Raw genomic sequence first — 23,407 nt, forward strand, 5'->3', positions numbered from 1 at the left:
GGGGCACCACCTCCCTATAATCAATCACCGGGCCCAAGTTTCTTGTCGCCCGGTTTTTTTTGTGCCTGCATGGCGCCAATGACCGGGCCGGGACCAAGCGCCCACGCCGCCGAAATCGTTCGGCGGCGCACCTTTCACAGGAAGCTTGGTTTCTCATGCAAATCTTCGATTACGACAACATCCTCCTGCTGCCGCGCAAGTGCCGCGTGGAAAGCCGCTCGGAGTGCGACGCCAGCGTGACGCTCGGCACACGCAGCTTCCGCCTGCCGGTGGTGCCCGCCAACATGAAGACGGTGGTCGACGAGCCGATCTGCCTGTGGCTGGCGCAGAACGGCTATTTCTACGTGATGCACCGCTTCGACCTGGACAACGTGAAGTTCGTCAAGCGGATGCACGGCAAGGGCGTGTTCGCCTCGATCTCGCTGGGCGTGAAGAAGCCCGACTACGACACCGTCGACCAGCTGGCGGCCGAGGGCCTGGTGCCCGAATACATCACCATCGACATCGCGCACGGCCACGCCGACAGCGTGAAGAACATGATCGGCTACCTGAAGCAGAAGCTGCCGGGCTCCTTCGTGATTGCCGGCAACATCGGCACGCCCGAAGCGGTGATCGACCTGGAGAACTGGGGCGCCGACGCCACCAAGGTCGGCATCGGCCCGGGCAAGGTCTGCATCACCAAGCTCAAGACCGGCTTCGGCACCGGCGGCTGGCAGCTCAGCGCGCTCAAGTGGTGCGCACGCGTGGCCACCAAGCCGATCATCGCGGACGGCGGCATCCGCGACCACGGCGACATTGCCAAGAGCGTGCGCTTCGGCGCCTCGATGGTGATGATCGGCTCGCTCTTCGCGGGGCACGAGGAATCGCCGGGCCGGACGGTGGAGGTCGACGGCGCGCTCTTCAAGGAGTACTACGGCTCCGCCAGCGACTTCAACAAGGGCGAATACAAGCACGTCGAGGGCAAGCGCATCCTCGAGCCCATCAAGGGCAAGCTGGCCGACACGCTGATCGAGATGGAGCAGGACGTGCAGAGCTCCATCAGCTACGCGGGCGGCCGCGCGCTGATGGACATCCGCAAGGTCAACTACGTCACGCTCGGCGGCGACAACGCGGGCGAGCACCTGCTGATGTAGGCCCCGGCCGGGTCAGGCCTCCAGCAGCTGCACCGCGTCGCGATGCAGCCTGTGGGCCGGGTCCGCCAGCGCATCGACGATGCTGAAGTGGTTCAGCCCCGGCAGAGATTCGCACACGGGCACGGCGTTGCGGCCCCACGCCTGGCGGATCAGCGCGTTGTGGCGGATGAACTCCTCGCTTTCGTCGCCGCCCACCAGCGCATGCAACTGGCCGCGCGCAGGGGCCGGCCACAGCGCGGGGCTGGCGCGCAGCGCATCCGCATCGGAGAGCTTCAGGACCTTTTCCAGGAAGGGCGTGCGCTGCAGCGGGCGAAGGTCGTAGAGGCCCGAGATGGACAGTGCGCTACGCACCAGCTGCGCCGGCAGCTCGGGCGAGACCGCCTTCCAGTTGCAGGCCAGCAGCGCGGCCGCCATGTGGCCGCCGGCCGAGTGCCCGGCCACGGTGATGCGCGAGGGGTCGGCGCCAAAGCTCGCGGCATGGCGCCAGGTCCACTCGAGCGCGCGCACCATCTGCATGAGGATGCCCGGCACGGTGACGGGTTCCTCCGCTGTTCCGGGACACAGCGCGTAGTTGGGCATCACCACGCACACGCCGCGGTCGTTGAATGCGGGCGCAATGAACGAATGGTCCCGCTTGTCCATCGCGCGCCAGTATCCGCCGTGAATGAACACCAGCACCGGCGCGCCGGGCACGGGTGCCGGAAAGATGTCGAGCGTCTCGTTCAGGCCCTGGCCGTAGGGTACGTCGATCCGGCCGGCCAGGGTTTCGCGCACGGCTTGCGAATCGCGGCCCCAGCGGGCGAAGTACGCCGGGTGATCCTTCACGCGCGCAAGATTGTTGTACATGCCTTCCAGCCAGGCGGGTTCGTACGAGGCCATGCGGGTTGTGCTTTCCTACTTTTTTCGAAGCGCGCATCTTGGCATGCGGGCCATGCGTTCCCGGGCCTGTTCTGGTTAAAATCCGGCTTGCGTTGGGGGGGTAGCTCAGCTGGGAGAGCGCCGCGTTCGCAATGCGGAGGTCGTGAGTTCGATCCTCATCCTCTCCACCAACCCATCAGAAGGGCTCGGATTTTTCCGAGCCCTTTTTCTTTGCCCGACCGCTGGGCACTCCCTTGGGCGCCGATACATCTGCTGGTTGGTAACCGCAATTTGCATCATTCGGTAACAAAAGTACACATTGCAAACGGGGTTAACCGAAAAGTATTGCTTTCGACTACAAAAGTAGTAATGTGAAATCTTCGCAAATATTAATTTTGGCGCAAAAGTGAACCAAGGTGTTACGTCGCAAGGCTTCCTTCCCAGGGGCATGGGCGCCTCGCCATGGTTGGCTGGCAGGGCATGAACCGTTCCATGCACTTGAAAAATCGCCATGCAAGCCCACTCCATCGACCCGGATTGCGGGACCGACTCCAGCCTCACCGCCGATGCGCTGATGGTGTCGCGGATGCGGCTGGTGCTGGCGGTGTCGGCGCTGCTGGCGGTTGCGGTTGACCTTCGCGACCCGCAACAGCGCATAGGCAGCGCCGTCTGGCTCACGTTTTCCTGCTACGCGCTCTACAGCCTCGGCGTGTACATCTGCACGCGAAAGGGCCAGCCCTATTTCCAGGGCAAGGCCATCCACTGGTTCGACGTGCTGTGGTTCACGCAGATCGTCTTCGCGACCGGCGGCACCGGAAGCCTTTATTTCCTCTTCTACTTCTTCGCCATCCTCACCTCGTCCTTCCGGTGGGGATACGAGGAAGGCGCGCGGGTAACCATGGCCTCGGTAGCCTCCTTGGCCGTCTGCGGCCTGGGCACGGGCATCGGAAGCGACACGCCGCAGCTGCTGATGCGCACCACCTTCCTGCTGGCGCTGGGCCACATGATCGGACACTGGGGTGGATCGAAGGTCGAGCTGCGGCGGCGCCTTTCGCTGCTGAGCCAAGTGAGCCGGCTGTCGAATCCCCGGTTCGGCGTGGCCCGCACGATCGCCAGCACCATGGAGAAGACGCTGGCCTTCTACAGGGCAAGCCACTGCGTTCTCCTGACGCGCGACACGGCAACCAGCAACTGGGTCATGCGCACGCTCAGGCAAAGCCATGCGGGCGAGGCGGTGGACGTCGAGACGATCGACCAGACCTTCGAACTGCCGCTGATGGCACTGAACCCCGGGCACATCGTGCTGCGCAATCGCCTGCCCTGGCCGCTGAGCCGGCTGTGCGTGCAGGGCCATGCCTTCGACCTTCGCCTGCGCCGCTGGCACGCACAGGACGATCCCGGCCTGCGGCGCAGCGCCGCGGTTGCCGCCATGCTGGAGGCGCGCTCCTTCATCAGCGCACCGCTGCCGATGCGCCAGGGTGAGGGACGCATCTACGTATCGTCCAGCGAGGGGTTGTTCCGCAAATCGGACGCGCTGTTCCTGGCGCACATGATGGGCCAGGTCTTTCCGGTGATCGAGACGATCGGGGTGCTCGACCGGATGGCGTCGGAGGCGGCCTCGAAGGAGCGCCTGAAGATCTCGCTCGACCTGCACGACACCGCGATCCAGCCCTACATCGGCCTGAAGCTGGGGCTGAGCGCGCTGCGCAAGAAGGCGGGCGCCGACAACCCGCTGGTCGATGACCTGGACAAGCTGGCCAGCATGGCCGATGGCGTAGTGGCCGACCTGCGCCACTATGCGGGCATCGTCAAGCATGGCGGCGAAACCCACTGCGAGTTCATTCTTCCGCACCTGCACCGCCAAGCCGCGCGCATCAAGACGCTCTACGGCATCGACATGGAGATCCTGGTCGATGGCGATGTCCACCTGGACGACCGCATGACGGCCGAAGTGCTCCAGCTGGTGCGCGAAGGACTGAACAACATCTGCAAGCACACCCATGCGCACTGCGGCCGTATCCGCATCGGCTGCACGGACGGCAAGCTGCAGATCAGGATCGAGAACGAATCCTGCGGCATGGACTTCTCGGACTTCCGCCCACGTTCCATCAGCGAACGCGCAGCCGCCCTCGGCGGAAGCGCGCAGGTCGGCCAAGGCGCGGGCGGCGCCACGGCCGTACTGATCGAAATACCCATCTAGGAAGGCGAAGGTGTCAAGATGCAAGCCACAACAACGCACCCCATCGGCGTCATGCTCGTGGACGACCACCAGACCATGCTGTGGGGCCTGTCGAAGCTGATCGACGGCGAGCAGCCGCGCATGAAGGTCGTGGCCACCGCCAACTGCTTCGAGCAGGCGCTGGAACAGACCGAGCACGTGGTGCCCGACGTCATCCTGCTCGATCTGGACCTGGGGGGCCGATGCTCCCTCGACATACTTCCCAAGCTGCTGTCGAACGACGTCTCGCGCGCGCTCATCCTCACGGCCGAACGCAAGCAGCAGACGCTGGACCTTGCCGTACTGCGCGGCGCCAGGGGCGTGCTGTGCAAGGACGCTTCGGCCGAAGAGGTGCTCGACGCGATCGCGCGCGTGCACAACGGCGAGCTGTGCATCGACGCGCAGGCCATGGGCCGCGTGTTCTCCGAGCTGACCGCGCCGAAGAAGCCGGCGAAGGTGGATCCCGAAGCGGCCAGGATCGCGAGCCTCACGCAGAAGGAGCGGCAGATCATTCGCGCCGTGGTGGAAGGCAGCGGTGCGGCGAACAAGACGCTCGCCTCGCGGCTGTTCGTGACCGAGCACACCTTCCGCAATCACCTCACGTCGATCTACCAGAAGCTCGACGTTGCCAATCGGCTCGAGCTGTATATCTACGCCATCAAGCACCAGCTCGACGCCGCGCCTCATTGAGCAGCGCGGCGGTCGGGCTCAGTGCCCGCCGAACATCGGCATGATGATGCGAATCATGCGGATGGCCGCCGGCGTCAGGATGACCGCCGAGACGCACGGAAAGATGCACAACACCAGCGGCAACAGCATCTTGGTCGGGACCTTGGCGGCCAGTTCTTCCGCGCGAACCTGGCGCTTGTGGCGCAGGTCGTCCGAAAACACGCGCAGCGATTCGCCGACGCTGGTGCCGAACCGGTCGGCCTGGGTCAGCATGGTGGCGAAGGTTCCGATCTCTTCCACGCCGGTGCGAAGCGCAAGGTTATGCAGCGACTTCTCGCGCGTGCCGCCCGCGCGCATCTCGAGATTGGTCCAGTGCAGCTCCTGCGCCAGCGCTTCGCTCTTGACGCGGATCTCTTCGGTGACCTTGACCAGCGCGGCATCGAGCCCGAGGCCCGCCTCGACGCACACCAGCATCAGGTCCGCCGCGTCGGGAAAGTTCTCGAAGATCTCGCGCTGGCGCCCTTTGATCATCCTGCGCAGCATGATGTTGGGCAGGTAGCAACCGAGGAGCGCGGCCACGGCCAGCCACAGCAGGGTGGTGAGCCCGTTGTCCGCCCCTGCCGCGCGCATGGCCACAAAGGCCAGGCCGGCAAGGCCCAGCGGCAGCAGCGTCTTCAGGCCGAAGTAGAAGAGGCTCGCATCCGGATGGCGGATGCCTGCGTTCAGGAATTTCAATCGCAGCGGCGAGGTCTCACCGTCGCCCGTGGGCGATGACAGCTGGGCGAAGGGGCCGACGATCTTGACGGCGGTTTCAATCCAGGCCGACTTGCCCGATGAAGGCGCCACTGCCCGCAGGCGCTGCTCGGTGCGCGTGGGCAGCATCCAGACCACGAATCCGCCGATGGCGAGGGACACGGTCACGAAGACGAGTATGGGAAACAGCATGGCATTTCTCCTTCAGACACGAATCTTCACGATCTTGCGCATGATCACCGCGCCGACCACCATCAGGGCCAGCATGTACTTGACGACCGTGATGCCGATCGGATCGGTCCACAGCGGCGACATGAACTCCGGATTGAAGGCATTCAAGAGCGCCACCAGCGCAAAGGGCATCAGTCCGAGGATCCAGGCCGACAGACGCCCTTCCGCCGACAGCACCCGCACCCGCGCCAGCAGCTTGAGCCGGTCGCGGATGAGGCGGCTCAGGTTGCCCAGCACCTCGGTCAGGTTGCCGCCGGACTCGCGCTGGATCAGCACCGACACCACGAAATAGCGCATATCGGTGAGCGGCACGCGCTCGCTCATGTTCGTGAGCGCCTGCTGCAGCGAAACGCCAAAGCCGACCTCGTCGGCGACCATGCGGAACTCGCCCGCAATGGGCTCGGACATTTCCTCGCCGATCATCTGCACGCTGCTCGCGAACGAATGGCCCGCGCGCAGGGCGCGCGTCACCAGGTCGAGTGCGTCCGGCAGCTGCCGCTCCAGATGCGCCAGGCGGCGGCTGCGCCGGTGGTTCAGATAGAGCAGCGGCACCGCCGCACCGGCGGCGCCCACCAGCATCGCAATCCACGCGGGCTGGTTCGCGAGCGACGCCATCGCAAAGAAAACAAGCACGCCGGACAGCATGCAGGCCAGCAGCGCGTGGGACACGGTCCACTCCAGTCCGGCCTGAAGAATGAAACGGTCCAGGCTGTGGGCTCGCGGCAGCTTCAGGAGAACGCGCTGCATCCACGGCGCCTCGCCGAGCACGCGGTCCTTCACGAGTCGCGCCTGCGCGATGCGGTCGGTGGCCGCCGACAGCGCCTGCAGCCGCTTGCCGATCTTCTGCGCCTCGGGGCCCCTGTAGGACCGCCACAGCATGTACAGGCCTTCGATCATCATCAGCACCGTCACGAAGACCAGCACGGACAGTGTGATGAGCGTGTCGCCAACCAGGTTGTCGAACATGATGGTCTCCTATTCGTAGTGCTTGTCGGGATCGAACATGGTGTCGGGCAGCACCACGCCGAAGGAGTGCAGGCGCTCGACGAATTTCGGCCGCACGCCGGTGGCATGGAAGTACCCGCGCACCCGGCCGTCGGGGCCCATGCCGGTCTGGCGGAACGCGAATATCTCCTGCATCGTGACCACCTCGCCTTCCATGCCGGTGATCTCCTGGATGCTGGTGACCTTGCGCCGGCCGTCAACCAAGCGCAGGACCTGTATGACAACAGTGATGGCTGACGCGATCTGCTGCCGCACCGAGTGGTGCGGCAGGTTCAGGTTGGCCATGCTGATCATGTTCTCCAGCCGCGCCAGCGCATCCCTGGGCGTGTTGGCGTGAATAGTGGTCAGCGATCCTTCGTGACCCGTATTCATGGCCTGCAGCATGTCGACCGCCTCGGCACCGCGCACCTCGCCAATCACGATGCGGTCGGGCCGCATGCGCAAGGCGTTGCGCACCAGCGCGCGCTGCGTGATCTCGCCCTTGCCTTCGATGTTCATCGGCCGGGTTTCCATCCGGGCCACGTGCGGCTGCTGGAGCTGGAGCTCAGCCGCGTCCTCGATGGTGATGATGCGTTCGGTGGCGGGAATGAAGCCCGAGAGAATGTTCAGCAGCGTCGTCTTGCCGGCGCCGGTGCCGCCGGAGATCAGCATATTGATCTTTGCGCCAGCCAAGCCTTCGAGCATCAGCCCCATCTGCGGCGTCAGCGTCTTGAGGTCGTTCACCAGGTTTTCCATCTTCAGCGGGATCTTCGCGAAGCGGCGAATCGACATCATCGGGCCGTCCAGCGCTACCGGCGCGACCACCGCATTGACGCGCGACCCGTCCGGCAGCCGGGCATCGACCATCGGGCTCGATTCATCGATGCGCCGCCCCACCAGCGAAACGATCTTGTCGATGATGCGCAGCAGGTGCTTCTCGTCGGTGAAGCTCACGTCCGTCAGTTCCAGCCGGCCCTTGCGCTCGACGTAGATCTGGTCGTGCGAGTTGACCAGGATGTCCGACACCGTGGGGTCGGCCATCAACAGCTCGATCGGTCCGAAGCCGAGCATCTCGTGCTGGATGTCGCGGATCAGCGTGCGTCGCTCGATGTCGTTCAGCGCCTCGGGCTCTTCCTGCAGCAGCCGCGCGACCATGGTGGATATCTCGTGGCGCAGCACCTCGGGCTTCAGGGTTTCGAGCACCGCGAGGTCGAAGCGGTCCAGCAGCTTCAGGTGCATTCGCTCCTTCAGGAGCTTGTAGGCATCCGAGGCGAAGGACGAAAGCGCCCCATCGGCCACGGGCAGCGCCGGCGGGCGGACGACCGGCGCGGCTTCGATCGCGTTGAGTTGTTCTCTGAATGACATGTGGACCTGCCTTGCTGTTGGAGGAAGAAGATTCGTAGGCGCGTAATTCGGGTGTCAGGCCCGGCGAAAGAGCCGGCCGATGAAGCCCGGCGCTTCCTTTTGCCGCGGACTGAGCGTCTGGGCGATTTCCACGAGCCGCTTGCAGAGCGCGCTGCCCCGGGACATTTCCGCCAGCGGCACGCCGCGGTTGATCGAGGCGTCCACGTCCTTGCCGCCATCGGGCACGCTGACCAGCGTGGCCCCGCCCAGCGAACGGCGCATGTCGGACAAGCCGATCTCCGTGCCGCCGGCGCTGCGGTTGACCAGCAGTTCGACCTTACCGGCCGGATAGCCGAGCGACTTGAACACCTGCATGAGGCGCGTCACGTTGCGGATGTGCGGCAGGCTGGGCTGGAGCACTGGAAAGATCCGATCCGCGCGGTCCATGACGCGGATGGCGAGCGGGTCGATGCGCAGGCCAAGGTCGAACAGCACAAAGTCGTACTGCGCCGCGGCCACCTGCAGGATGGCATCGATGTGCTCGGCCTTGACCTCCAGGGCGCGCGAAAGGTCCTCGGGTGCGGCAAGAATGCTGAAACCCGGCGCAACCTTCACCACGCTTGCGGCGAGCAGCGAGGCATCGAGCCGGCCGATATCGCGCGCCACGTCGGCCACCGTGGAAGTCGCCCGCAGGTCGCTCACATAAGACAGCGCGTCGCCGAACTGCAAGTTCAGGTCGATCAGCAGCACCGAGCGCCGCATCGAGAGCTGATGCCCGATGTTGGTCGCGAGGAAGGTGGCACCGCTGCCTCCCTTGCAGGGCATGAACGCGACGACCTGGCCCATCTCACGCGCCTGCGTGCCGGCCATCTTTACTGCAATGCGCTCCACGGCCGCCTCGAGCGCCGCCGGCTCGGGCGGCGAAGGCAGCACTTCGCGCACGCCCGACCGCATGGCAAGAATCAGGAACTCGGGCGTCTGCATCGCGCACAGCAGCACCACCGCAATCGAGGGATGGCGCATCGTGAGCTGCTCCACCATCGCCACCTCATGGGGGTCGCAGCACATGCCGTCCACCAGCAGCAACTCCGGCGCCGATTGCTCGACCACCCACTGCATGCGGCTCTTGCCTCCTTCGAACACCGAGACCGCGTGGGAGCGGGCCTCCAGCACCTTGCGCATGTCCTGCAGGTGGGCGGGGTTGGGGGAGATGATGGAGATTTTCATGATGATGTGGCTCGAGGGTTAAGTGCAGATCAGGAGCAGATGGCGTCGCTGTTCAGGTCCTGCCCCATGATTTCGCGCGGCAGGTAGGTGGAAAAACTCGGCATCGGGATCGGGGCATGCGTTCCGAATCCGATGGGCGAGATCCACTGGTAGTCAAGATCGAGGATGCGAACATTCACGCCGCTGCAATTGGCGGCGGTACAGGTCGTGCTGACGCTGCCTTCCGCGTCGTACCAGTCGATGCTGACGTTGGCTGCCGTCAATTGAGGCAGGAACTTCTGCATGTTGGAAAGCACGACGGGGGCGCCTCGGTCGCACACGACCGCCGCGCGAGCGCCCCAGCGCGTCGCTTCGGCAGCTGCATTCCACGTCCACAGCATGCGCGCGAAATCCAAGATGCCCAGCAGGAAGGTCAGGAAGAGCATCAGGACCAGCGCGAACTCCACCGCGGTCGCACCGGTCTGCCTTGTTCGATTCATGATTGACCTCGCATGGTGGCGCTGATATCCCCGAACGGGATGTCTCCGTCCGCATTGCCGAAGGTGAGCCCGAACGCCCCGGTGATGAGCGGGCGGAACTTGTATCCCGTGACCTTGATGGTCACGGTATTGATGGCCGGGCCGCTGCCCTTGAACTGCCAGGTCGGATCGGGAACGTGAGAAATTTCGAGGCCCAGGACCAATGGCGAGACGCCGCCGGCCGGATTACCAAAGACCACCAGGTTCTTGGCGGTCGTGATCTTGGCGGGATCCGTGGTTGCGATCGACGGATCCTGGGTGGACAGATAGCGGGAGGCGTCTCGCAGCGATTTCGCGATGGTGTTGTACTGGTACAGCGCCCGCCCGAACTCGGTCGTGATGAACGTCAGGATGAGCAGCAATGGAAGGATCAGGGCAAATTCGACCAGGGCCACGCCGTTCTGCTTCTTCTTCATGGCATCTCTCCTATTGCACGAGCGTGGGGACCTTGGGGCCGCTTGTGCCGCCGGCCAGACCTGCGGTGGCGCAGGGACTGCCGGGGAGCTCCGCATCGCCAATGAACTCGAGCCACATCTTCGAGTTCTTCCCGCTCGCGTTCTTCTCCAGCGGATGCAGCATCAGCATGCAGGCAAAGCCCTTGAGCGTGATCGATGGGCATTCGATCACGGCGGTCGTGACCACGCGTCGATTGGCGCCCTTGGTGTAGTCGGTGGAACTGAAATTCCCCTGGGTCTTGAGGTTCTTGGTGTCGGGGTTCTGGTTGTCCCCTTCGTAAGGCGCAAATGCGTTGCGCTTGGCGGTAAATCCGTTCGATCCGGGGTCGTCATACCTGCCTGGTTTGGTGGCGGCAGCGCTGTCGGCATACCACGCATACCCGGTCTGATCGGGAACGGCAGTCGCGGCCTCGAGGCTGCCCTGATAGATACCGAAGCGGGTATTCCAGGCTGCAACCGCACCGTTGGTCTTGCCCGCCTTGCCGACCTCCGTCTCCATGCCGGGAAGGCCGCATTGCCCGCTGCTCGTCAGGAGGTCCTTGATCTCGCGCGCCCCGCCACCGCTGCCGGAAAAATCCACCCAGCGGAACTGACCGGATTCAACATCGTCATTGCTATTGGTTACGCCTTCGATCCAGTCACCCCGCGTGAACCCCCAGCCGGGCGCGGTGGATTTCTGGCAGATGCCTACAGGAACCAGGCAGTTGGTCTGTGAAGGCGCCCGCGTGGCAACGGCGACCGCGGCGACGCTCTTCGATGCCCCATACGTGGCGTTTCCACTGAACGCGCTCAGCGCATGAAGAATCCATGGTGCGATGCCCGACTTCGTGTGCAAGCACTTGGCGTATTTGGCTTTGTCGACGGGCGTAAAGGTATGGCTGTAGGTGCCGATCAGCGAATCGCTGAACACGATGTTGGTCTCGGCAATGCCGGTCGCCGCGCCTTGAAAATTGATCTTGTTGAGATCGGCCGCGGTCTTGCCTGCGCTGGTGGCACGGGTCAACGCATCGCTGGCGCCGTCGAGTTCCTGCGCGGCAGAAAGGGCACAACTGTCCAGGGCGGTCTGCAGCTCGGTTTTCACGATGAAGAGCCGGCCAAAGTCCAGCGCAATGCCCATGAATCCGAGGAGAAACAGCAGCACCAGTGCGACAGTGATGATCACCGCGCCGCCTTGGCGGTGGTCGGAAGTGTGAACTTTCATGATCGGCTTCCTGTGCAGTGGTGTCGGTTCGGAAAAACCCGGCGCTTCAGTCGCACTCCACGCCGCCAAGGCACGTGCGGACCAGCTCGATGAAATCGCTGAGGCCGGCGTCCGTTGTTAGTGGTCGCAGCGTGATGATCAACAGGATCGAGATCACGGCAATAGCCAGCGCGTACTCGACCACCTGGGCACCGCTCTCTTCCTTCAGAAAGGACTTGAACATGGGACTGCTCCTTTTCTTTAGAGAAGAATGCGGGCCAGTAACCCGAGGTGGCGAGCGTGGGGCATGCCCCAGCTCGCGCGCCCCAGCTACTTAGATGCAATCGGCCCCTGAAGTCAGACAGGTGGTAACGCGACCGATGAAGAGCGAGAAGCCTCCGGCGGGATCCTCGGTGAGCCCTCTCAGCAAGACGATCAGCGCGATAGAGACGACCGCAATGATCAGCGCGTACTCGATGACCTGAGCGCCCTCTTCGTCGCGCAGGAAGCTGCGGGTGGATTGGCCGATGGCCTGGAAAAAGTTGTTCATGAGTCTTTCCTTTCAAGGTTCAAATAAACGAGAGTGAATTTCGTTGGTTCATCAAACAGGTTGGGAAATTGAGTTGTTGCAGTTCGTGGCGTTCTCCTTTCCGAGCGGGGGGGTTGGTAATGCAATCCGCGGTCACTTGGCGCCACCGCCAATTGCTCCGCCGATGTTGATGACGTTCACTGCCGGCGGCGGCTTCTTGTAGGACTCCTGGTACTGCAGCATCGACTCGCGCGCCGCGCGGCCATCCATGCCTACGACAGGGTTCCCGTCCTTGCCGGCATCGGGGTTGAGCGTCATCTTTCTTTTGGCGTCGCGTACGGCATCGCCAAAGCGCGCGTCGTAGTGGGGTGTGACGTGGGAGCAGCCGGTGCCCACGAGCAGCGTCAGCACAAAAATGGTCGACTTGAACATGGTGATGCTCCTTACAGGGGATTGCTTGCCGGTGCGACCGGGGCCGGGGTGCTGCTTTCGAGACTTCCGTTGAGGTACATCTCGGCGCGGCTTGGAACCACGTGGTTGTCGGTCGGGACGCGAGGCGATTCGCCCAGCGGCCGAACGAGACGCGGCGTGATCACGAACATCAGCTCGGTCTGGTCGTTCTGGAACTCGGTGCTGCGGAACAGCGCCCCCATCACCGGGACCTCGCCGAGGCCGGGGTAGCGCTTCACGGTTTCGGTCGAATTGCTCTTGATGAGCCCCGCGATGACAAAGCTTTGCCCGTCGTTGAGCTGCACGGTGGTGTCTGCGCGGCGTACCGTCAGCGAAGGCAGCACGGCCGTGACGCCGCCCACGGTGGTGAAGGGAGATCCCGTCTGCGACAGGTCCGACACCTCCGAGATCATCTTGAGATTGATCCGTCCGCCGTTGAGCACGGTGGGCGTGAACTTCACGCCGATGCCAAACTCTTTTTCTTCCAGTGTGATGGTCGAGCCGGCGCGACCGTTGGAGTTCTGCGAAACGGGGATGAAGATCTTTCCGCCCGACAGGAAGCTCGCCTGCTGGCCGCTGATCGACATGATGTTGGGCTCGGCCAGGATGCGTACCAGGCCGTCGTCTTTCTGGCCGTCGATGGCTATGGACGCACGGCCGATCCGGAGCGCCTCGACAAGGCCGGAGCCACCGCTCAGAAAGTCTGAGATCAGCGAATAGGTGTTGAGCCCGCCGCTGGCTGTGCGAAGCAGGCCGACACGCGCGCCCAGCCGGTCCAGCAGCGTCTTGCTGACCTCGGCGATCTTCACTTCGAGCATGACCTGCTGCGGCGCCGTGACGCGCAGCAGGTTCACCACCTTCTTGCCGTCCGCGCCGTAGGCCGAGGCCAGGGTCAGCACGTCGTCGAGCTTGAGCGCGTCGCTCACTTCGCCGGTGAGCACGATGGACTTCTCGGCGCTGCGCACACGAATCCGGCTCTCTTCGGGCATCAGCTCGGCCAGCTTGGACTGCAGCGCGCCCGGGTCGATCGTGACGATGACGTCCTTGATGAAGCAGGTGCCCTCGGCGTTTTGCAGCACCACGTTCATCGAGCCAGCCTGGCGGCCGCGGAAGAAGAGATCGTTCGGGCTCAGCAGCATTACGTCCACATCGGCCACGCCGTCGCCGGCGTTTCGCGCCGCAGCGGGCGCCTGTGCCGGCTGCGCCGCGGCTGCCGGCGCATTGCTCGGCGGCTGCCCGCTGACCACGATGCGCGCGACGCGTGCCTTGAGCGGAATGACCACCGACTTGCCCAGCACCGCGTAGGTGGGCTGGTCGTCCGGAATGATGGCCGTGCAGCGGCGCATCGCGGGTGCGGCGGCCGGCGCGGGCGCCGACGGCGCCGCGACCGGGGTCAGGGCCGGAGCCGGGGCTGCTGCAGGCTCCGCCGCAAACCCCGGCGCCGCCAGGGTCGTGAGCGCCGCCAGCAGCCAGGCGGATGAAGAAGAAAGATGTTGCACTTGCGGTTCCTCCAGGCGGGTGATCAGAAGCAGGTGAGCGAGCGGGCTGCGTGCTGGATCACTTCCACGCACTCGGGTTGCCGCAGCACCACGGGGGCGGTACGCGGCCCGCGCGCTGGGGCCGGCCGCGCTGCCACGGTGGTGGAGATCGACAGGATTTCCTTCTCGCCGAACAACTGGCCCTTGGTGATGCCCGCGGTGGCGACCGTGGTCTTGTCCATCTGGTTGCGCAGCACCAGCGAGAGGGTTCCCACGCTGCGTGCCAGGTCGAGCTTTTCGGAGTCTTCGAGCGACAGCTCCAGCGTCACGGCGCTGACCACCTTCGGTTTTGTCTCGTCGCGGTTGGCCTCCTGCGCCACCGCCAGCACCAGCACCTTTTCAAGCACGGTCTTGCTGATCTGGCGGTTCTCCTCGCCGCGGCTCTTGTCCTGCTGCGCGTTGACCATCACGTCGACGTAGTTGCCCGGCAACGCAAAGCCCGCCACACCGACCACGTCGTTGACCCGCACGGTCATGGCGCGCTTGCCGCTGGCAATGACGGCGGAGAGGCCGCCCTTGGTGCCGACCGGCGCGAGCTTGCCTTCCAGGATGGCCTCGCCGCGCAGCACGCCGACCTTGACCACGCGGTCCTCGAGCGACTTGGCGTCCTTGAACGAACCGGGCGGCAGCGAGCCGCTCGGCCAGTCGACCAGCGACAGCATCTGGGGGTTGACCCTGCTGCCCAGTTCGATGTCGACGGCGGCCACCACCACCTTGTTGGATGCGATTCCACCCTGCCGGGAGACCCAGCCCGCTGCGTAGACCGCGGCCGCCAGGCCGGTCAGGAGGGCCAGCAGAAGCAGCCCGAGCGCCTTGATGTTTTTCATGCGAATCTCCGCCATGGATGAAATGAAGAACGGGACGGGCTAGACGAAGCCCAACTGATGCGCCAGGACCTGTGCGATCGTCCCCACGCAAATGCAGATGCCGTACGGCAGCTTTCCGATGGATTGCCGCGTGTCGATCGTTCCGTTCGGCCGTATGCCCGCAATGCCCGAGACGACGATGCCCTGCGCGGCACCCTTGACGTTGGCCAGCATGTGGCCCAGGCGGCGACGGTGAATGGCCACCGCCACGGCCGCAAAGCCGCCGACGATGCAAGTGAACAGGATGGCCTGCAGCGTCGGATAGGGGCCGAGAAAGGCGCCGACCATTGCCATCAGCTTGACGTCGCCCGCACCCATGATCCCGAGCACATAGAACGGCAGCATGATCGCGAGGCCGGTGCCCAGGCCACCCAGGGCGTTCTGCACGCCGGTCATCGGCGTGCGCGCCGCGAAGGTGCCGTAGACGATCGCGAACACCATGCCGCCGAAGGTCAGCCAGTTGGGAATGCGGTAGAAGCGCACGTCGCTCACCGCGGCCATCACCAGCAGCACGAAGAGCCCGCCCATGCGGAAGTCCGAGGCCAGCATCGTCAGCAGATCAAGGAAAGCGCCGAATTCCTGCATGGTGCGAACCTCAGGCGCTGCGTCGCACGGCAAGCAGCAGGAGCAGGCACACAACCACCACCAGCGAACCGATGAGCGCGGCTTCCATGAACGACATGCCCGCGTCCTCGCGCAGCAGGGTCATGAAGCTTCTTGGCAGCAGGTTGAGCGTTTCCATGCGTGTTCCCCAGTGATGGTTGTCGACCGGCACCGCGTCCTTCCCCTTGTCGGGCCGAAGCGTCTTGTCGTGGAGTCACTGTAAAAATCGCGCCGCATGCGCACATGAGCAGTGCGCCCCTTTTCCAGGGAGACAAGCGCCCCGCCCTCGTGGCCCGCAACCATGACAAAGCGCCTGCCCGCAAGCGGCGCGCGAAGGGAACAAAAAAAGGGCCCTGGCGTTGCCGCCAGGGCCCTTGCTGCTGCTCTTGCCTCAGCTCAGGTGTCGAGCGTCAGGTGCTGCCCATGCAGCGCCGCGGCCGCGGGCGACGCAAGAAAGCCGATGGTCTGCGCCGCGACCGCGGTCGACACCCATTCGGCGGGATTGGCGTCCGGCATGGCCTGCCGGTTGGCCGGCGTGTCGAGCACGCTGGGCGCCACGCTGTTGATGGCCACGCCATGCGGGGCGGCCTCGGCGGCCATGGCCTCGACCAGGCGCTGCAGCGCGCTCTTCGACGCGATGTACGCCGCCATGGCCGGCAGGCCGCGCGCCGCCACCTTGGCCGTCACCGCCACGATGCGGCCGGCGCCGTGCTCGATCATCGAAGGCAGCACTGCCTGCGTCACCGCCACGAAGGACCAGGCGTTGAGGTTCATCATCCGGTCCCAGCTCGCCCGCGTGAGCGTGTGCGTGGCCTCGCCCATCTCGAAGCCGCCGGCAATGTGGACCAGCGCATCGATGCGGCCGAAGGCCTTGAGCGCCTGGCTCGCGAGTTCCGACATGTCGGCCGCCGAGGTCACGTCGCCCGCCAGCAGCAGGTGCTGCGAATTGTCCAGGCCCGGAAAGACCTCGGCCAGGCGACCCGCACGATGGTCGACCAGCGCCAGGCGCGCGCCCTGCTCGAGGAAATGCTGGGCCACCGCGCGGCCCAGCGCACCCGCGGCCCCGGTGATCACAACATGGGACATGGTGGTCGTGTCTGTCATGGAATATCTCCTGCTGGAGGGCCGTGGCCCGTCGATGATGACGAATGCTAACCCCGCCGCGCACAAAATCGTTGAGCCTCGGAATTTTTACGCTATACTTGCGGTCTTGCCAAAAAACGCAAAACGTTTTGTGCAAGGGCTCTTAGCTCAGTTGGTAGAGCAGCGGACTCTTAATCCGTAGGTCGAGTGTTCGAGTCACTCAGGGCCCACCAACCAACATCGCGGAAACGCTGAAAAGCCTGCTATCTCACCGGTAGCAGGCTTTTTTATTGGCTGTCCAGCCAGGCCTTCACAAACCGCGCAAGGACTTCCTCCTTTTCCCTGAACTCTGCGAGCAGGTATTGGCGCGCATGCTCCTGGGCCAGTTCGTTCGACAAGAACCAGGCCTCGCGCGCCGGGTCTCCATGCGGGGGCGGTGCGCCCCACGATGCAGCGCCGTTGCCGAGAAAGGCCTCGGTCACGGGCAGCCGCCCATCGGTGCGGCCCAGTTCCGACAGCGGGTTGCGCGGACCGCCGAGTTCGACGCGGACGTGCACGATGTCTTCTTCCACCGCGATGGACGCCCCCAGGCCGCCTTGCTGCTGCACCTGCCAGAGCTGGGCGGCGCCCGCATGGCGGACCCAGCTTTCCAACGCCCGCGCAAGGCTTTCGATGATGGCTTGCTTGTTGTCCATGCGGCAGTCACTCCTTCATTCATTCATGTCTGTATCGATGGCCTGCACCACTACCATTCGCCGACTTCGCGCACGCGCTGGTCGAGGTCGGGATATTCAAGGCTGCGGTCCGTTGGCGCAAGCGAAGGCGCCAGTGCGCCCTTCCCGGCCACCGCGCCGATGCCCAGGCGCTGCGCAAGCGCCCACGCCATGCGGCGGCGCGGCTGCGCCGGACGGACCGCGATCATCCGGATGGGGGTGTTGCTGCGCTTGCGCATGATGACTCCTTGGGTTGAGGGCGTTTAGCTTTCCATTTCGGTTGTGTCCTCGCGCGACGGACAGCACCCTCAGGTGCTGCCCCGTACGACGTCGCCGCACAGGAACGGTCCACTTTCCTGCACATCCCGCCAGGCCGTCCACGCGGCTGGAAACTGGCGGTGTGGCGAAGGCACACCCGAAATGGCAAAACAAAAAAACAAAAGGCCCGGAACCTTGCGGTGTCCGGGCCTCTGGTGAAGAGAGCTGGGGAAGTGCGTTCTAAGCGCAACCTCCGCCCGGGGGCGTCTGACCTTTGAACGCTGCAACGCGCACGAGCGATCGGCCCGAAGCGGGTCGAATGCTGGTGAGGTTCAGTGCGGCGGTGGTCACGATGGTTCCTGGTCTAAGCTTTTCTTTGGCGCGGCCGAAACCGCGAATGAGCCGAACTGTAAATAGTGTTTACGAGAGCGTCAACAACCGGGACAATCTTTCCCTGTCTCGTTGTTGTTCTTTTCAAACAGTGCCCAATACCACCGTCGCGCGTCGCCGCAATGTTCTTGCGCTGCACCGCCGCTTTCTCGAAGGGGCCATTGCAGCCGGCCTGCCCGCCAAGGGACTGGACCAGGCCTTTGCCAGGAAGATCGAGATCTCCCCCAGCATGTGGAGCCAGATCAAGAGTTCCCGGCCCATCGGCGACAACCTGGCACGGCAGATCGAGCAGCATTGCGAGGTGGAGGCGGGCTGGCTCGACAAGGAAGACCGGCCCTCGGAAGTGCCCGATGCGGCCGAAGAGCGCTTCATCGCGGCCGCGCGCGCGGCCTGGCGGCAGGCCAATGCCAAGGGAAAAAGGGAACTCAGCGGCTGGCTCAGGCAGCGCGCGGCGCGCGCGCCCGGCGACGAGCCGCCGCCGCCGCCCTGATGCGCTTCAGGCGAGCGCGGGCGCGCCGCGCAGGATGGCCGTGCGCAGGTCTTGCGGAATTTCCACAGCGCGATGGCTCTCGAGCGAAGTGGTCACGAGCACCTGCTTGACCTGCATGCGCGGCTCACCGCTGGCGGGGTCGAAGCAGCGCAGCGCAAGCGCCATGGAGCGCGAGCCCAGCCGCTCCACGGCAAGGCCCAGCGTGACGCGGTCGCCCATGCGGCTCACGGCGCGAAAGTCGGCCTCGAGCCGCACCGTGGGCAGGCCGATGCGCCGCTCGCTGATGAGCGCGTGGTAGTCGACGCCGAGCCCTTCGCTTACCCAGTCTTCCACAAGGCCGTTGAGCATCACGAAGTACTGCGGATAGAAGACGATGCCCGCGGGGTCGCAATCGGAAAAGCGGATCATCCGCGCGCGCTGGAACTCCGCCTGGGGCGTTTCGGTTTCGCCTGTGCTCGTCGCCATCAGCCCTCCTCGCCCGCAGGCTCGCTGCGCATCACGTGCACGCGCAACTGGCCGAGTTGGGCATGCATCTGCCTGACGGTCTTCATGTCGAGGCCGGAGAACATCTCGAGAATCCATTGCTCGTGCTCCTTGGCCATGGTCTCGAAGCTCGCGCGGCCCTTGGGCGTGAGGCTCACGATCCACGAGCGGCGGTCGTCGGGGCTGTGGGCGCGCCCCACCAGGCCGTCGCGCTCGAGTTCGTCGGTCAGGCCCGTGACGTTGCCTCCGGTCACCATCAGGTAGCGCGACAGCACGCGCATCTTGAGGCCCTCTTCATAGCGGTAGAGCTGGGCCATGTAGTCGAAGCGCGCCAGCGAAATGCCGAAGCGCTCGCGCAGCCGGCGCCGTATCTCGGCTTCGATCTGCGTAGTGCTTGCGAGCATGCGCAGCCACAGCCTGAGCATGGCGTGGTCTTCGCGGCCGGCGCGGGCCTCGTGGCCGAGTTCCTCGGCATCGCTGAGCGCGGCGTGCGAGGCGTCGTTGCGCATCACATCACCTCTCCGCCCGACACCGAAACCGACTGCCCGGTGACGGATGCAGCGCCGCTGCCGCAGAGCCAGCGCACCGCGTCGGCCACCTCGGCGGGCTGAACGATGCGCCGCTGCGGATTGACGCTGGAGAACTCGGCCAGCGCATCGGCCTCGCTGCGTCCGGTCTTGCCCACCACGTTGGCAACGCTCGCGCGCAGGATGTCCGTGTCGGTGTAGCCGGGGCACACCGCGTTCACCGTGACGCCCTTGCGCGCCACCTCGAGCGCGAGCGAGCGCGTGAGCCCGACCACGCCATGCTTGGCCGCCGCATAGGCTGCGACGTAGGCATAGCCCTTCTGGCCCGCGGTGCTGGCGATGTTGACGATGCGGCCCCAGCCGGTTTCGAGCATGTCGGGCAGCGCGGCCTGCGTGCACAGGAATGTGCCGGTGAGGTTCACCGACAGCATGCGCTGCCAGAGCTCGGCCGAGGTCTTGAGAAAAGGCGCGCTCTCGGCTGCGCCCGCATTGTTGACGAGGATGGCAAGCGGCCCGCGCTCGGCACGCGCCAGCGCGAAGGCCGACTGCACGGCCTGCGCGTCAGCCACGTCGGCCGCGGCAACGCCGTGGCCCTGGCCCGCGAGCGACGCGGCTACGCGCTGGAGCGCATCGAGGTCTCGCCCCAGCAGCGTGAGCGTTGCACCCTCGGCAGCCAGGGTGCGGGCAATCTCGGCCCCGATGCCGCGCGCGGCGCCGGTGACGAGGGCATGGCGGCCGGTCAATGAATTTGCGTGCATACCTGAATTGTTTAGTCCTGAACTATTTTAGCGTGTGCGGCGCATCGCCTGTTCAGCGCATGAAACGGCCGCCGTTGAGGTCCAGCGTGGCGCCCGTCATGAAGGCCGCCGCCGGCGACGCGAGATAGACGAGGGCGGCCGCCACCTCTTCGGCCTCACCGAAGCGGCCGAGCGGAATGGCGGCCTTCAGCGCCTGCTGCTGCGCCGGGTCCCGTGCATCGAGCGCGGGGCTGCGAACCGCTGCCGGGGCCAGTGCGTTCACCGTGACGCCGTGCGGCGCGAGTTCCTGCGCGAAGCTGCGCGTCAGTGCCAGCAGCGCGGCCTTGCTGGCCGCGTAGTGCGCACCGGTTGCGGCGCTGGGCTGCTGGCCTGCCAACGACGCCAGGTTGACGATGCGCCCGGACCCGCGCTCGCGCATGTGCCGCCCGGCAATGCGGCAGCCGAAGAAACTGCCGCGCAGGTTGACGGCCAGCACATCGTCCCACTCGTCGGGCGTGATGTCCCAGAGCGAAGTGAACGGCGTGCGCGCGGCATTGTTGACCAGCACGTCGATCGCGCCGAAGCGAGCCACTGCCGCATCGAAGCAGCGCGCGAATGCCGGCTCGCTGCGCACGTCGAGTTCCATTGCGATGCAATCGGCGCCGTTCGCGCGCAAGCTTGCTGCCGCCGATTCGGCGCTGCTTCGGTCGATGTCCGCAAGCACCACGCGCGCACCCGCTTCGGCCAACCCGCGCGCAATGGCCGCACCCAGGCCCTGCCCCGCGCCGGTCACGAACGCGGCCTGACCGGCAAGCGGCGGCGGCGCGGAACTCATGCCGCCCTGGCCGGAGGACGCACGGCAGGCCGCCCGTCCCAGGTCTGTTCGCCGACTCCGCGCTCGCGCAGCTTGAACTTCTGCACCTTGCCGTTCTCGGTGCGCGGCAAGTCGGCCAGCACGTCGATGTAGCGCGGCACCGCGAAGTACGGCAGGCGGCTCTCGCAGAAGCGCGCCAGTTCGGTCGGATCGATGCGCTCGCCCTCGCGCGGCACCAGCGCGGCCATCACCTCGTCCTCGGCCAGTTCGGATTGCACCGGGTACACGGCGCACGAAGCTACGCCGGGGTGGCTCAGCAGCACCTGTTCGACCTCGAACGACGAAATGTTTTCGCCGCGCCTGCGGATCGCGTCCTTGATGCGGTCGACAAAGCGAAAGGCGCCATCGGCATCGCGCACCACGCGGTCGCCGGTATGGAACCAGAGGTTGCGCCAGGCCTCGACCGTCTTCTCGGGCATGTTGAAGTAGCCGCTCGCAAAGGCATGCGGCTCGTCCGCGCGCAGCAGCAGTTCGCCGGCCTCGCCTGCGGGCAGCTCCACATCGCCTTCATCGGCCACGCGCGCCTGGAAGCCGGGGCGCAGCCAGCCCATGACGCCGCCGCGCGGCGAATCCGGTGCAGTGGCGATCGCGAAGTTGGTCTCGGTCGATCCATAGCCTTCGAGCAGCGCCACGCCGGTGCGCGCCCTGAAGGCCTGCCCGGCCGCCGACGGCACGCCCGGCCCGAGTCCGATGCGCACGCGGTGATCGCGCTCGCCTTCGCCCTCGGGCTGGGCAAGCAGGATGGGCACCATCGCGCCCAGCAGATAGACCACGGTCGCCCCATTGGCGCGCATCGACGGCCAGAAGCCCGAGGCCGAGAAGCGTGATTCGAACACCACCTCGGCCCCGGTCAGCGCGGCCTGCGCGAAGGTGTTGAGCGCATTGATGTGGAACAGCGGCAGCGTGGTGCACAGCACGTCGTCGCAGCCGAGGCCGAGCACCTCGGCGCTGTTCACACCCCACCAAAAGTACTGCGCATGCGGGCAAACCACGCCCTTGGCCGGGCCGGTGGTGCCGGAGGTGTAGAGGATGGCGAGCGGATCGCCGGGCTGCACCGCGGCGGGCACGATGGCCTGCGCGCCTTCCGGGTAGCTGGAGGCGCGAACACCCGCGGGCGGCGTCCATGAAGCAGGCGCTTCGCCGACGATCCAGAGCTCGCGCAGGGAGGTGCGCCCCAGGTCGGCCGCCTCCAGCCGTTCGAGAAAACCCGCCTCGATCACCAGCAGCTTCGCCTCGCTGTTGGCAAGGAAGTATTCGATCTGCGGCCCCATCGACGCGGTGTTGACCGGTACCACCGATGCGCCAAGCCAGCCCGCGCCCAGAAAGATTTCGAGAAACTCGATGCGGTTGCCGCACATCACCGCGATGCGATCGCCGCGCGCCACGCCGGCCTCGGCCAGTGCGCCGGCACGCACTGCAGCCGCCTCGGCCGCGTCGCCATGCGTCCACTGCCGGCCCGCGATACGCAGCAACGGACGAGCGGCGAAGCGTTCCGACTGCCGCTGCAGCATCGCGGGCAGCGTGCGCTGGTGCGGCGGCAGCGCGCGCGCTTCACTCGTCATCGTGCGTGCCTCCGCCGAGGTAGGTGGCCTGCACCCGCGGATCGCTCGCCAGTTCGCCCGATGCGCCCGACAGCGCGATTTCGCCGGTTTCCAGCACGTAGCCATGGTCCGAGGTTTCGAGCGCAGCGCGCGCGTTTTGCTCCACCAGCAGGATCGAGACACCGTCCTCGCGCAGCTTGCGAACGATGGAAAGAATATCGCGCACGATCAGCGGCGCGAGCCCGAGGCTGGGCTCGTCGAGCATCAGCAGGCGTGGCGCGGACATCAGGGCACGGCCCACTGCGAGCATCTGCCGCTCGCCGCCCGAGAGCGTGTCGGCGCGCTGCGAGCGGCGCTCGGCCAGGCGCGGAAAGCGGTCGTACACCGATTGCAGCTGGCGCTTCATCGCATCGCTGCGCAGCCGCTTGGCATAGGCGCCGAGCTGCAGGTTGTCGAGCACGGTGAGCTCGCCGAACAGCTCGCGCTTCTCGGGCACCAGGCACAGGCCGCGCTCCACGCGCGCCTCCACGTCGAGGCCCTGCAGGTCTTCACCCTCGAAGCGCAGCGTGCCCTTGCACGGCAGCAGCCCCATGGCGGCCGCGAGCAGCGTGGTCTTGCCCGCGCCGTTGGGCCCGATCACCGAGATGATCTGGCCCGGCTGCAGGTCGAGCGACACGCCGCGCACTGCCTCGACCTGCCCGTACGAGACATGCAGGTCGCCGATCTCCAGCATTGCGGTCATTTCGTCACCCCCA

28 protein-coding genes and 2 tRNA genes are annotated in these 23,407 nt (G+C 65.6%); 6 read left to right on the top strand and 24 right to left on the bottom strand.

Annotation, left to right across the window (positions count from 1 at the left end; all coding sequences use genetic code 11):
- Positions 1 to 155: 155 nt before the first annotated feature.
- Complete coding sequence (locus tag L1081_RS12835) at positions 156 to 1,133, top strand: GMP reductase (RefSeq protein ID WP_489412559.1); 978 nt, start codon at positions 156 to 158, stop codon at positions 1,131 to 1,133.
- A gap of 12 nt (positions 1,134 to 1,145) precedes the next feature.
- Here the strand turns inward: L1081_RS12835 and L1081_RS12840 are convergent, their stop codons facing one another.
- Complete coding sequence (locus tag L1081_RS12840) at positions 1,146 to 2,012, bottom strand: alpha/beta fold hydrolase (protein ID WP_489412560.1); 867 nt, start codon at positions 2,010 to 2,012, stop codon at positions 1,146 to 1,148.
- A 94-nt stretch (positions 2,013 to 2,106) separates the two neighbouring features.
- On the opposite strand from L1081_RS12840, the gene L1081_RS12845 reads away from it, so the two are divergent.
- From L1081_RS12845 to L1081_RS12855, 3 genes are all read left to right on the top strand, one after another.
- Positions 2,107 to 2,182 (top strand) — tRNA-Ala (locus L1081_RS12845).
- A 320-nt stretch (positions 2,183 to 2,502) separates the two neighbouring features.
- Positions 2,503 to 4,191, top strand: coding sequence for a histidine kinase (locus L1081_RS12850; RefSeq protein ID WP_489412561.1), 1,689 nt, complete (start codon positions 2,503 to 2,505; stop codon positions 4,189 to 4,191).
- 18 nt (positions 4,192 to 4,209) lie between these two features.
- Positions 4,210 to 4,899 carry a response regulator gene (locus L1081_RS12855; RefSeq protein ID WP_489412562.1) on the top strand — a complete coding sequence of 230 codons (690 nt, stop codon included), beginning with the start codon at positions 4,210 to 4,212 and terminating at the stop codon, positions 4,897 to 4,899.
- 18 nt (positions 4,900 to 4,917) lie between these two features.
- Here the strand turns inward: L1081_RS12855 and L1081_RS12860 are convergent, their stop codons facing one another.
- The 15 genes from L1081_RS12860 to L1081_RS12930 all read right to left on the bottom strand — a co-directional run bounded on the left by L1081_RS12860 (position 4,918) and on the right by L1081_RS12930 (position 16,660).
- Positions 4,918 to 5,823 (bottom strand): type II secretion system F family protein, encoded by a 906-nt coding sequence (locus L1081_RS12860; protein ID WP_489412563.1) that lies wholly within the window; start codon positions 5,821 to 5,823, stop codon positions 4,918 to 4,920.
- A 12-nt stretch (positions 5,824 to 5,835) separates the two neighbouring features.
- Entirely contained in the window at positions 5,836 to 6,828 is a 993-nt protein-coding gene (locus tag L1081_RS12865) for a type II secretion system F family protein (RefSeq protein WP_489412564.1), read from the bottom strand.
- A 9-nt stretch (positions 6,829 to 6,837) separates the two neighbouring features.
- Positions 6,838 to 8,211: an ATPase, T2SS/T4P/T4SS family gene (locus tag L1081_RS12870; RefSeq protein ID WP_489412565.1), complete on the bottom strand. Its 1,374-nt coding sequence runs from the start codon at positions 8,209 to 8,211 to the stop codon at positions 6,838 to 6,840.
- Between the two features lie 54 nt (positions 8,212 to 8,265).
- Positions 8,266 to 9,417, bottom strand: coding sequence for an AAA family ATPase (locus L1081_RS12875; RefSeq protein WP_489412566.1), 1,152 nt, complete (start codon positions 9,415 to 9,417; stop codon positions 8,266 to 8,268).
- A gap of 29 nt (positions 9,418 to 9,446) precedes the next feature.
- Entirely contained in the window at positions 9,447 to 9,896 is a 450-nt protein-coding gene (locus L1081_RS12880; protein ID WP_489412567.1) for a TadE/TadG family type IV pilus assembly protein, read from the bottom strand.
- The gene (locus L1081_RS12885) at positions 9,893 to 10,351 is read right to left on the bottom strand and encodes a TadE/TadG family type IV pilus assembly protein (protein WP_489412568.1); all 459 of its coding nucleotides are present in this window, start codon (positions 10,349 to 10,351) and stop codon (positions 9,893 to 9,895) included. The genes L1081_RS12880 and L1081_RS12885 overlap by 4 nt, the downstream gene beginning before the upstream one ends.
- Before the next feature lie 10 nt (positions 10,352 to 10,361).
- Positions 10,362 to 11,591: a pilus assembly protein TadG-related protein gene (locus L1081_RS12890; RefSeq protein ID WP_489412569.1), complete on the bottom strand. Its 1,230-nt coding sequence runs from the start codon at positions 11,589 to 11,591 to the stop codon at positions 10,362 to 10,364.
- Positions 11,592 to 11,637: 46 nt separating this feature from the next.
- A complete protein-coding gene (locus L1081_RS12895; protein ID WP_489412570.1) occupies positions 11,638 to 11,814 on the bottom strand; it encodes a Flp family type IVb pilin in 177 nt (58 codons plus the stop codon).
- Positions 11,815 to 11,904: 90 nt separating this feature from the next.
- Positions 11,905 to 12,120: a Flp family type IVb pilin gene (locus tag L1081_RS12900; RefSeq protein ID WP_489412571.1), complete on the bottom strand. Its 216-nt coding sequence runs from the start codon at positions 12,118 to 12,120 to the stop codon at positions 11,905 to 11,907.
- A 132-nt stretch (positions 12,121 to 12,252) separates the two neighbouring features.
- Positions 12,253 to 12,531 carry a hypothetical protein gene (locus L1081_RS12905; RefSeq protein ID WP_489412572.1) on the bottom strand — a complete coding sequence of 93 codons (279 nt, stop codon included), beginning with the start codon at positions 12,529 to 12,531 and terminating at the stop codon, positions 12,253 to 12,255.
- An 11-nt stretch (positions 12,532 to 12,542) separates the two neighbouring features.
- Positions 12,543 to 14,048, bottom strand: a complete 1,506-nt coding sequence (locus L1081_RS12910; RefSeq protein WP_489412573.1) for a secretin GspD/PilQ domain-containing protein — start codon at positions 14,046 to 14,048, stop codon at positions 12,543 to 12,545.
- A gap of 23 nt (positions 14,049 to 14,071) precedes the next feature.
- Positions 14,072 to 14,914, bottom strand: coding sequence for a Flp pilus assembly protein CpaB (cpaB, locus tag L1081_RS12915; protein ID WP_489412574.1), 843 nt, complete (start codon positions 14,912 to 14,914; stop codon positions 14,072 to 14,074).
- A 39-nt stretch (positions 14,915 to 14,953) separates the two neighbouring features.
- Positions 14,954 to 15,538 carry a prepilin peptidase gene (locus L1081_RS12920; protein ID WP_489412575.1) on the bottom strand — a complete coding sequence of 195 codons (585 nt, stop codon included), beginning with the start codon at positions 15,536 to 15,538 and terminating at the stop codon, positions 14,954 to 14,956.
- Between the two features lie 10 nt (positions 15,539 to 15,548).
- A complete protein-coding gene (locus L1081_RS12925) occupies positions 15,549 to 15,695 on the bottom strand; it encodes a hypothetical protein (RefSeq protein ID WP_164547758.1) in 147 nt (48 codons plus the stop codon).
- 257 nt (positions 15,696 to 15,952) lie between these two features.
- The gene (locus tag L1081_RS12930; RefSeq protein WP_489412576.1) at positions 15,953 to 16,660 is read right to left on the bottom strand and encodes an SDR family NAD(P)-dependent oxidoreductase; all 708 of its coding nucleotides are present in this window, start codon (positions 16,658 to 16,660) and stop codon (positions 15,953 to 15,955) included.
- 136 nt (positions 16,661 to 16,796) lie between these two features.
- Between L1081_RS12930 and L1081_RS12935 the strand changes: the two genes are divergently transcribed.
- Positions 16,797 to 16,872 (top strand) — tRNA-Lys (locus L1081_RS12935).
- A 54-nt stretch (positions 16,873 to 16,926) separates the two neighbouring features.
- On the opposite strand, the gene L1081_RS12940 is transcribed toward L1081_RS12935, so the two are convergent.
- Complete coding sequence (locus L1081_RS12940) at positions 16,927 to 17,334, bottom strand: hypothetical protein (RefSeq protein WP_489412577.1); 408 nt, start codon at positions 17,332 to 17,334, stop codon at positions 16,927 to 16,929.
- A gap of 50 nt (positions 17,335 to 17,384) precedes the next feature.
- A complete protein-coding gene (locus L1081_RS12945; RefSeq protein WP_489412578.1) occupies positions 17,385 to 17,591 on the bottom strand; it encodes a short-chain dehydrogenase in 207 nt (68 codons plus the stop codon).
- A 500-nt stretch (positions 17,592 to 18,091) separates the two neighbouring features.
- Here L1081_RS12945 and L1081_RS12950 point away from each other — a divergent pair, with 500 nt between their 5' ends.
- Positions 18,092 to 18,490: a hypothetical protein gene (locus tag L1081_RS12950; protein WP_489412579.1), complete on the top strand. Its 399-nt coding sequence runs from the start codon at positions 18,092 to 18,094 to the stop codon at positions 18,488 to 18,490.
- A gap of 6 nt (positions 18,491 to 18,496) precedes the next feature.
- Here L1081_RS12950 and L1081_RS12955 read toward each other — a convergent pair whose 3' ends face one another.
- The 6 genes from L1081_RS12955 to L1081_RS12980 are packed head-to-tail and all read right to left on the bottom strand — an operon-like array spanning position 18,497 to position 23,394.
- Positions 18,497 to 18,955 (bottom strand): thioesterase family protein, encoded by a 459-nt coding sequence (locus L1081_RS12955; protein WP_489412580.1) that lies wholly within the window; start codon positions 18,953 to 18,955, stop codon positions 18,497 to 18,499.
- Positions 18,955 to 19,482: a MarR family transcriptional regulator gene (locus L1081_RS12960; RefSeq protein ID WP_489412581.1), complete on the bottom strand. Its 528-nt coding sequence runs from the start codon at positions 19,480 to 19,482 to the stop codon at positions 18,955 to 18,957. The genes L1081_RS12955 and L1081_RS12960 overlap by 1 nt, the downstream gene beginning before the upstream one ends.
- Positions 19,482 to 20,258 carry an SDR family NAD(P)-dependent oxidoreductase gene (locus L1081_RS12965; protein WP_489412582.1) on the bottom strand — a complete coding sequence of 259 codons (777 nt, stop codon included), beginning with the start codon at positions 20,256 to 20,258 and terminating at the stop codon, positions 19,482 to 19,484. The genes L1081_RS12960 and L1081_RS12965 overlap by 1 nt, the downstream gene beginning before the upstream one ends.
- A 52-nt stretch (positions 20,259 to 20,310) precedes the next feature.
- Complete coding sequence (locus L1081_RS12970) at positions 20,311 to 21,072, bottom strand: glucose 1-dehydrogenase (protein WP_489412583.1); 762 nt, start codon at positions 21,070 to 21,072, stop codon at positions 20,311 to 20,313.
- Positions 21,069 to 22,673 (bottom strand): ATP-dependent acyl-CoA ligase, encoded by a 1,605-nt coding sequence (locus tag L1081_RS12975; RefSeq protein WP_489412584.1) that lies wholly within the window; start codon positions 22,671 to 22,673, stop codon positions 21,069 to 21,071. Before L1081_RS12975 ends, L1081_RS12970 begins: the two co-directional genes overlap by 4 nt.
- On the bottom strand, positions 22,663 to 23,394 hold the full coding sequence (locus tag L1081_RS12980) for an ABC transporter ATP-binding protein (RefSeq protein ID WP_047785234.1): 732 nt from the start codon (positions 23,392 to 23,394) through the stop codon (positions 22,663 to 22,665). The genes L1081_RS12975 and L1081_RS12980 overlap by 11 nt, the downstream gene beginning before the upstream one ends.
- Positions 23,395 to 23,407 lie beyond the last annotated feature (13 nt).

The sequence above is a fragment of the Variovorax sp. MSC1_012 genome, assembly GCF_023667525.1.
Taxonomy (GTDB): Bacteria; Pseudomonadota; Gammaproteobacteria; order Burkholderiales; family Burkholderiaceae_C; genus Variovorax; species Variovorax beijingensis_B.

Coding starts and splice junctions, on each gene's coding strand:
- L1081_RS12835 (WP_489412559.1), top strand. CDS start 156: ATGCAAATCTTCGATTACGACAACATCCTCCTGCTGCCGCGCAAGTGC.
- L1081_RS12840 (WP_489412560.1), bottom strand. CDS start 2,012: ATGGCCTCGTACGAACCCGCCTGGCTGGAAGGCATGTACAACAATCTT.
- L1081_RS12850 (WP_489412561.1), top strand. CDS start 2,503: ATGCAAGCCCACTCCATCGACCCGGATTGCGGGACCGACTCCAGCCTC.
- L1081_RS12855 (WP_489412562.1), top strand. CDS start 4,210: ATGCAAGCCACAACAACGCACCCCATCGGCGTCATGCTCGTGGACGAC.
- L1081_RS12860 (WP_489412563.1), bottom strand. CDS start 5,823: ATGCTGTTTCCCATACTCGTCTTCGTGACCGTGTCCCTCGCCATCGGC.
- L1081_RS12865 (WP_489412564.1), bottom strand. CDS start 6,828: ATGTTCGACAACCTGGTTGGCGACACGCTCATCACACTGTCCGTGCTG.
- L1081_RS12870 (WP_489412565.1), bottom strand. CDS start 8,211: ATGTCATTCAGAGAACAACTCAACGCGATCGAAGCCGCGCCGGTCGTC.
- L1081_RS12875 (WP_489412566.1), bottom strand. CDS start 9,417: ATGAAAATCTCCATCATCTCCCCCAACCCCGCCCACCTGCAGGACATG.
- L1081_RS12880 (WP_489412567.1), bottom strand. CDS start 9,896: ATGAATCGAACAAGGCAGACCGGTGCGACCGCGGTGGAGTTCGCGCTG.
- L1081_RS12885 (WP_489412568.1), bottom strand. CDS start 10,351: ATGAAGAAGAAGCAGAACGGCGTGGCCCTGGTCGAATTTGCCCTGATC.
- L1081_RS12890 (WP_489412569.1), bottom strand. CDS start 11,591: ATGAAAGTTCACACTTCCGACCACCGCCAAGGCGGCGCGGTGATCATC.
- L1081_RS12895 (WP_489412570.1), bottom strand. CDS start 11,814: ATGTTCAAGTCCTTTCTGAAGGAAGAGAGCGGTGCCCAGGTGGTCGAG.
- L1081_RS12900 (WP_489412571.1), bottom strand. CDS start 12,120: ATGAACAACTTTTTCCAGGCCATCGGCCAATCCACCCGCAGCTTCCTG.
- L1081_RS12905 (WP_489412572.1), bottom strand. CDS start 12,531: ATGTTCAAGTCGACCATTTTTGTGCTGACGCTGCTCGTGGGCACCGGC.
- cpaB (WP_489412574.1), bottom strand. CDS start 14,914: ATGAAAAACATCAAGGCGCTCGGGCTGCTTCTGCTGGCCCTCCTGACC.
- L1081_RS12920 (WP_489412575.1), bottom strand. CDS start 15,538: ATGCAGGAATTCGGCGCTTTCCTTGATCTGCTGACGATGCTGGCCTCG.
- L1081_RS12925 (WP_164547758.1), bottom strand. CDS start 15,695: ATGGAAACGCTCAACCTGCTGCCAAGAAGCTTCATGACCCTGCTGCGC.
- L1081_RS12930 (WP_489412576.1), bottom strand. CDS start 16,660: ATGACAGACACGACCACCATGTCCCATGTTGTGATCACCGGGGCCGCG.
- L1081_RS12940 (WP_489412577.1), bottom strand. CDS start 17,334: ATGGACAACAAGCAAGCCATCATCGAAAGCCTTGCGCGGGCGTTGGAA.
- L1081_RS12945 (WP_489412578.1), bottom strand. CDS start 17,591: ATGCGCAAGCGCAGCAACACCCCCATCCGGATGATCGCGGTCCGTCCG.
- L1081_RS12955 (WP_489412580.1), bottom strand. CDS start 18,955: ATGGCGACGAGCACAGGCGAAACCGAAACGCCCCAGGCGGAGTTCCAG.
- L1081_RS12960 (WP_489412581.1), bottom strand. CDS start 19,482: ATGCGCAACGACGCCTCGCACGCCGCGCTCAGCGATGCCGAGGAACTC.
- L1081_RS12965 (WP_489412582.1), bottom strand. CDS start 20,258: ATGCACGCAAATTCATTGACCGGCCGCCATGCCCTCGTCACCGGCGCC.
- L1081_RS12970 (WP_489412583.1), bottom strand. CDS start 21,072: ATGAGTTCCGCGCCGCCGCCGCTTGCCGGTCAGGCCGCGTTCGTGACC.
- L1081_RS12975 (WP_489412584.1), bottom strand. CDS start 22,673: ATGACGAGTGAAGCGCGCGCGCTGCCGCCGCACCAGCGCACGCTGCCC.
- L1081_RS12980 (WP_047785234.1), bottom strand. CDS start 23,394: ATGACCGCAATGCTGGAGATCGGCGACCTGCATGTCTCGTACGGGCAG.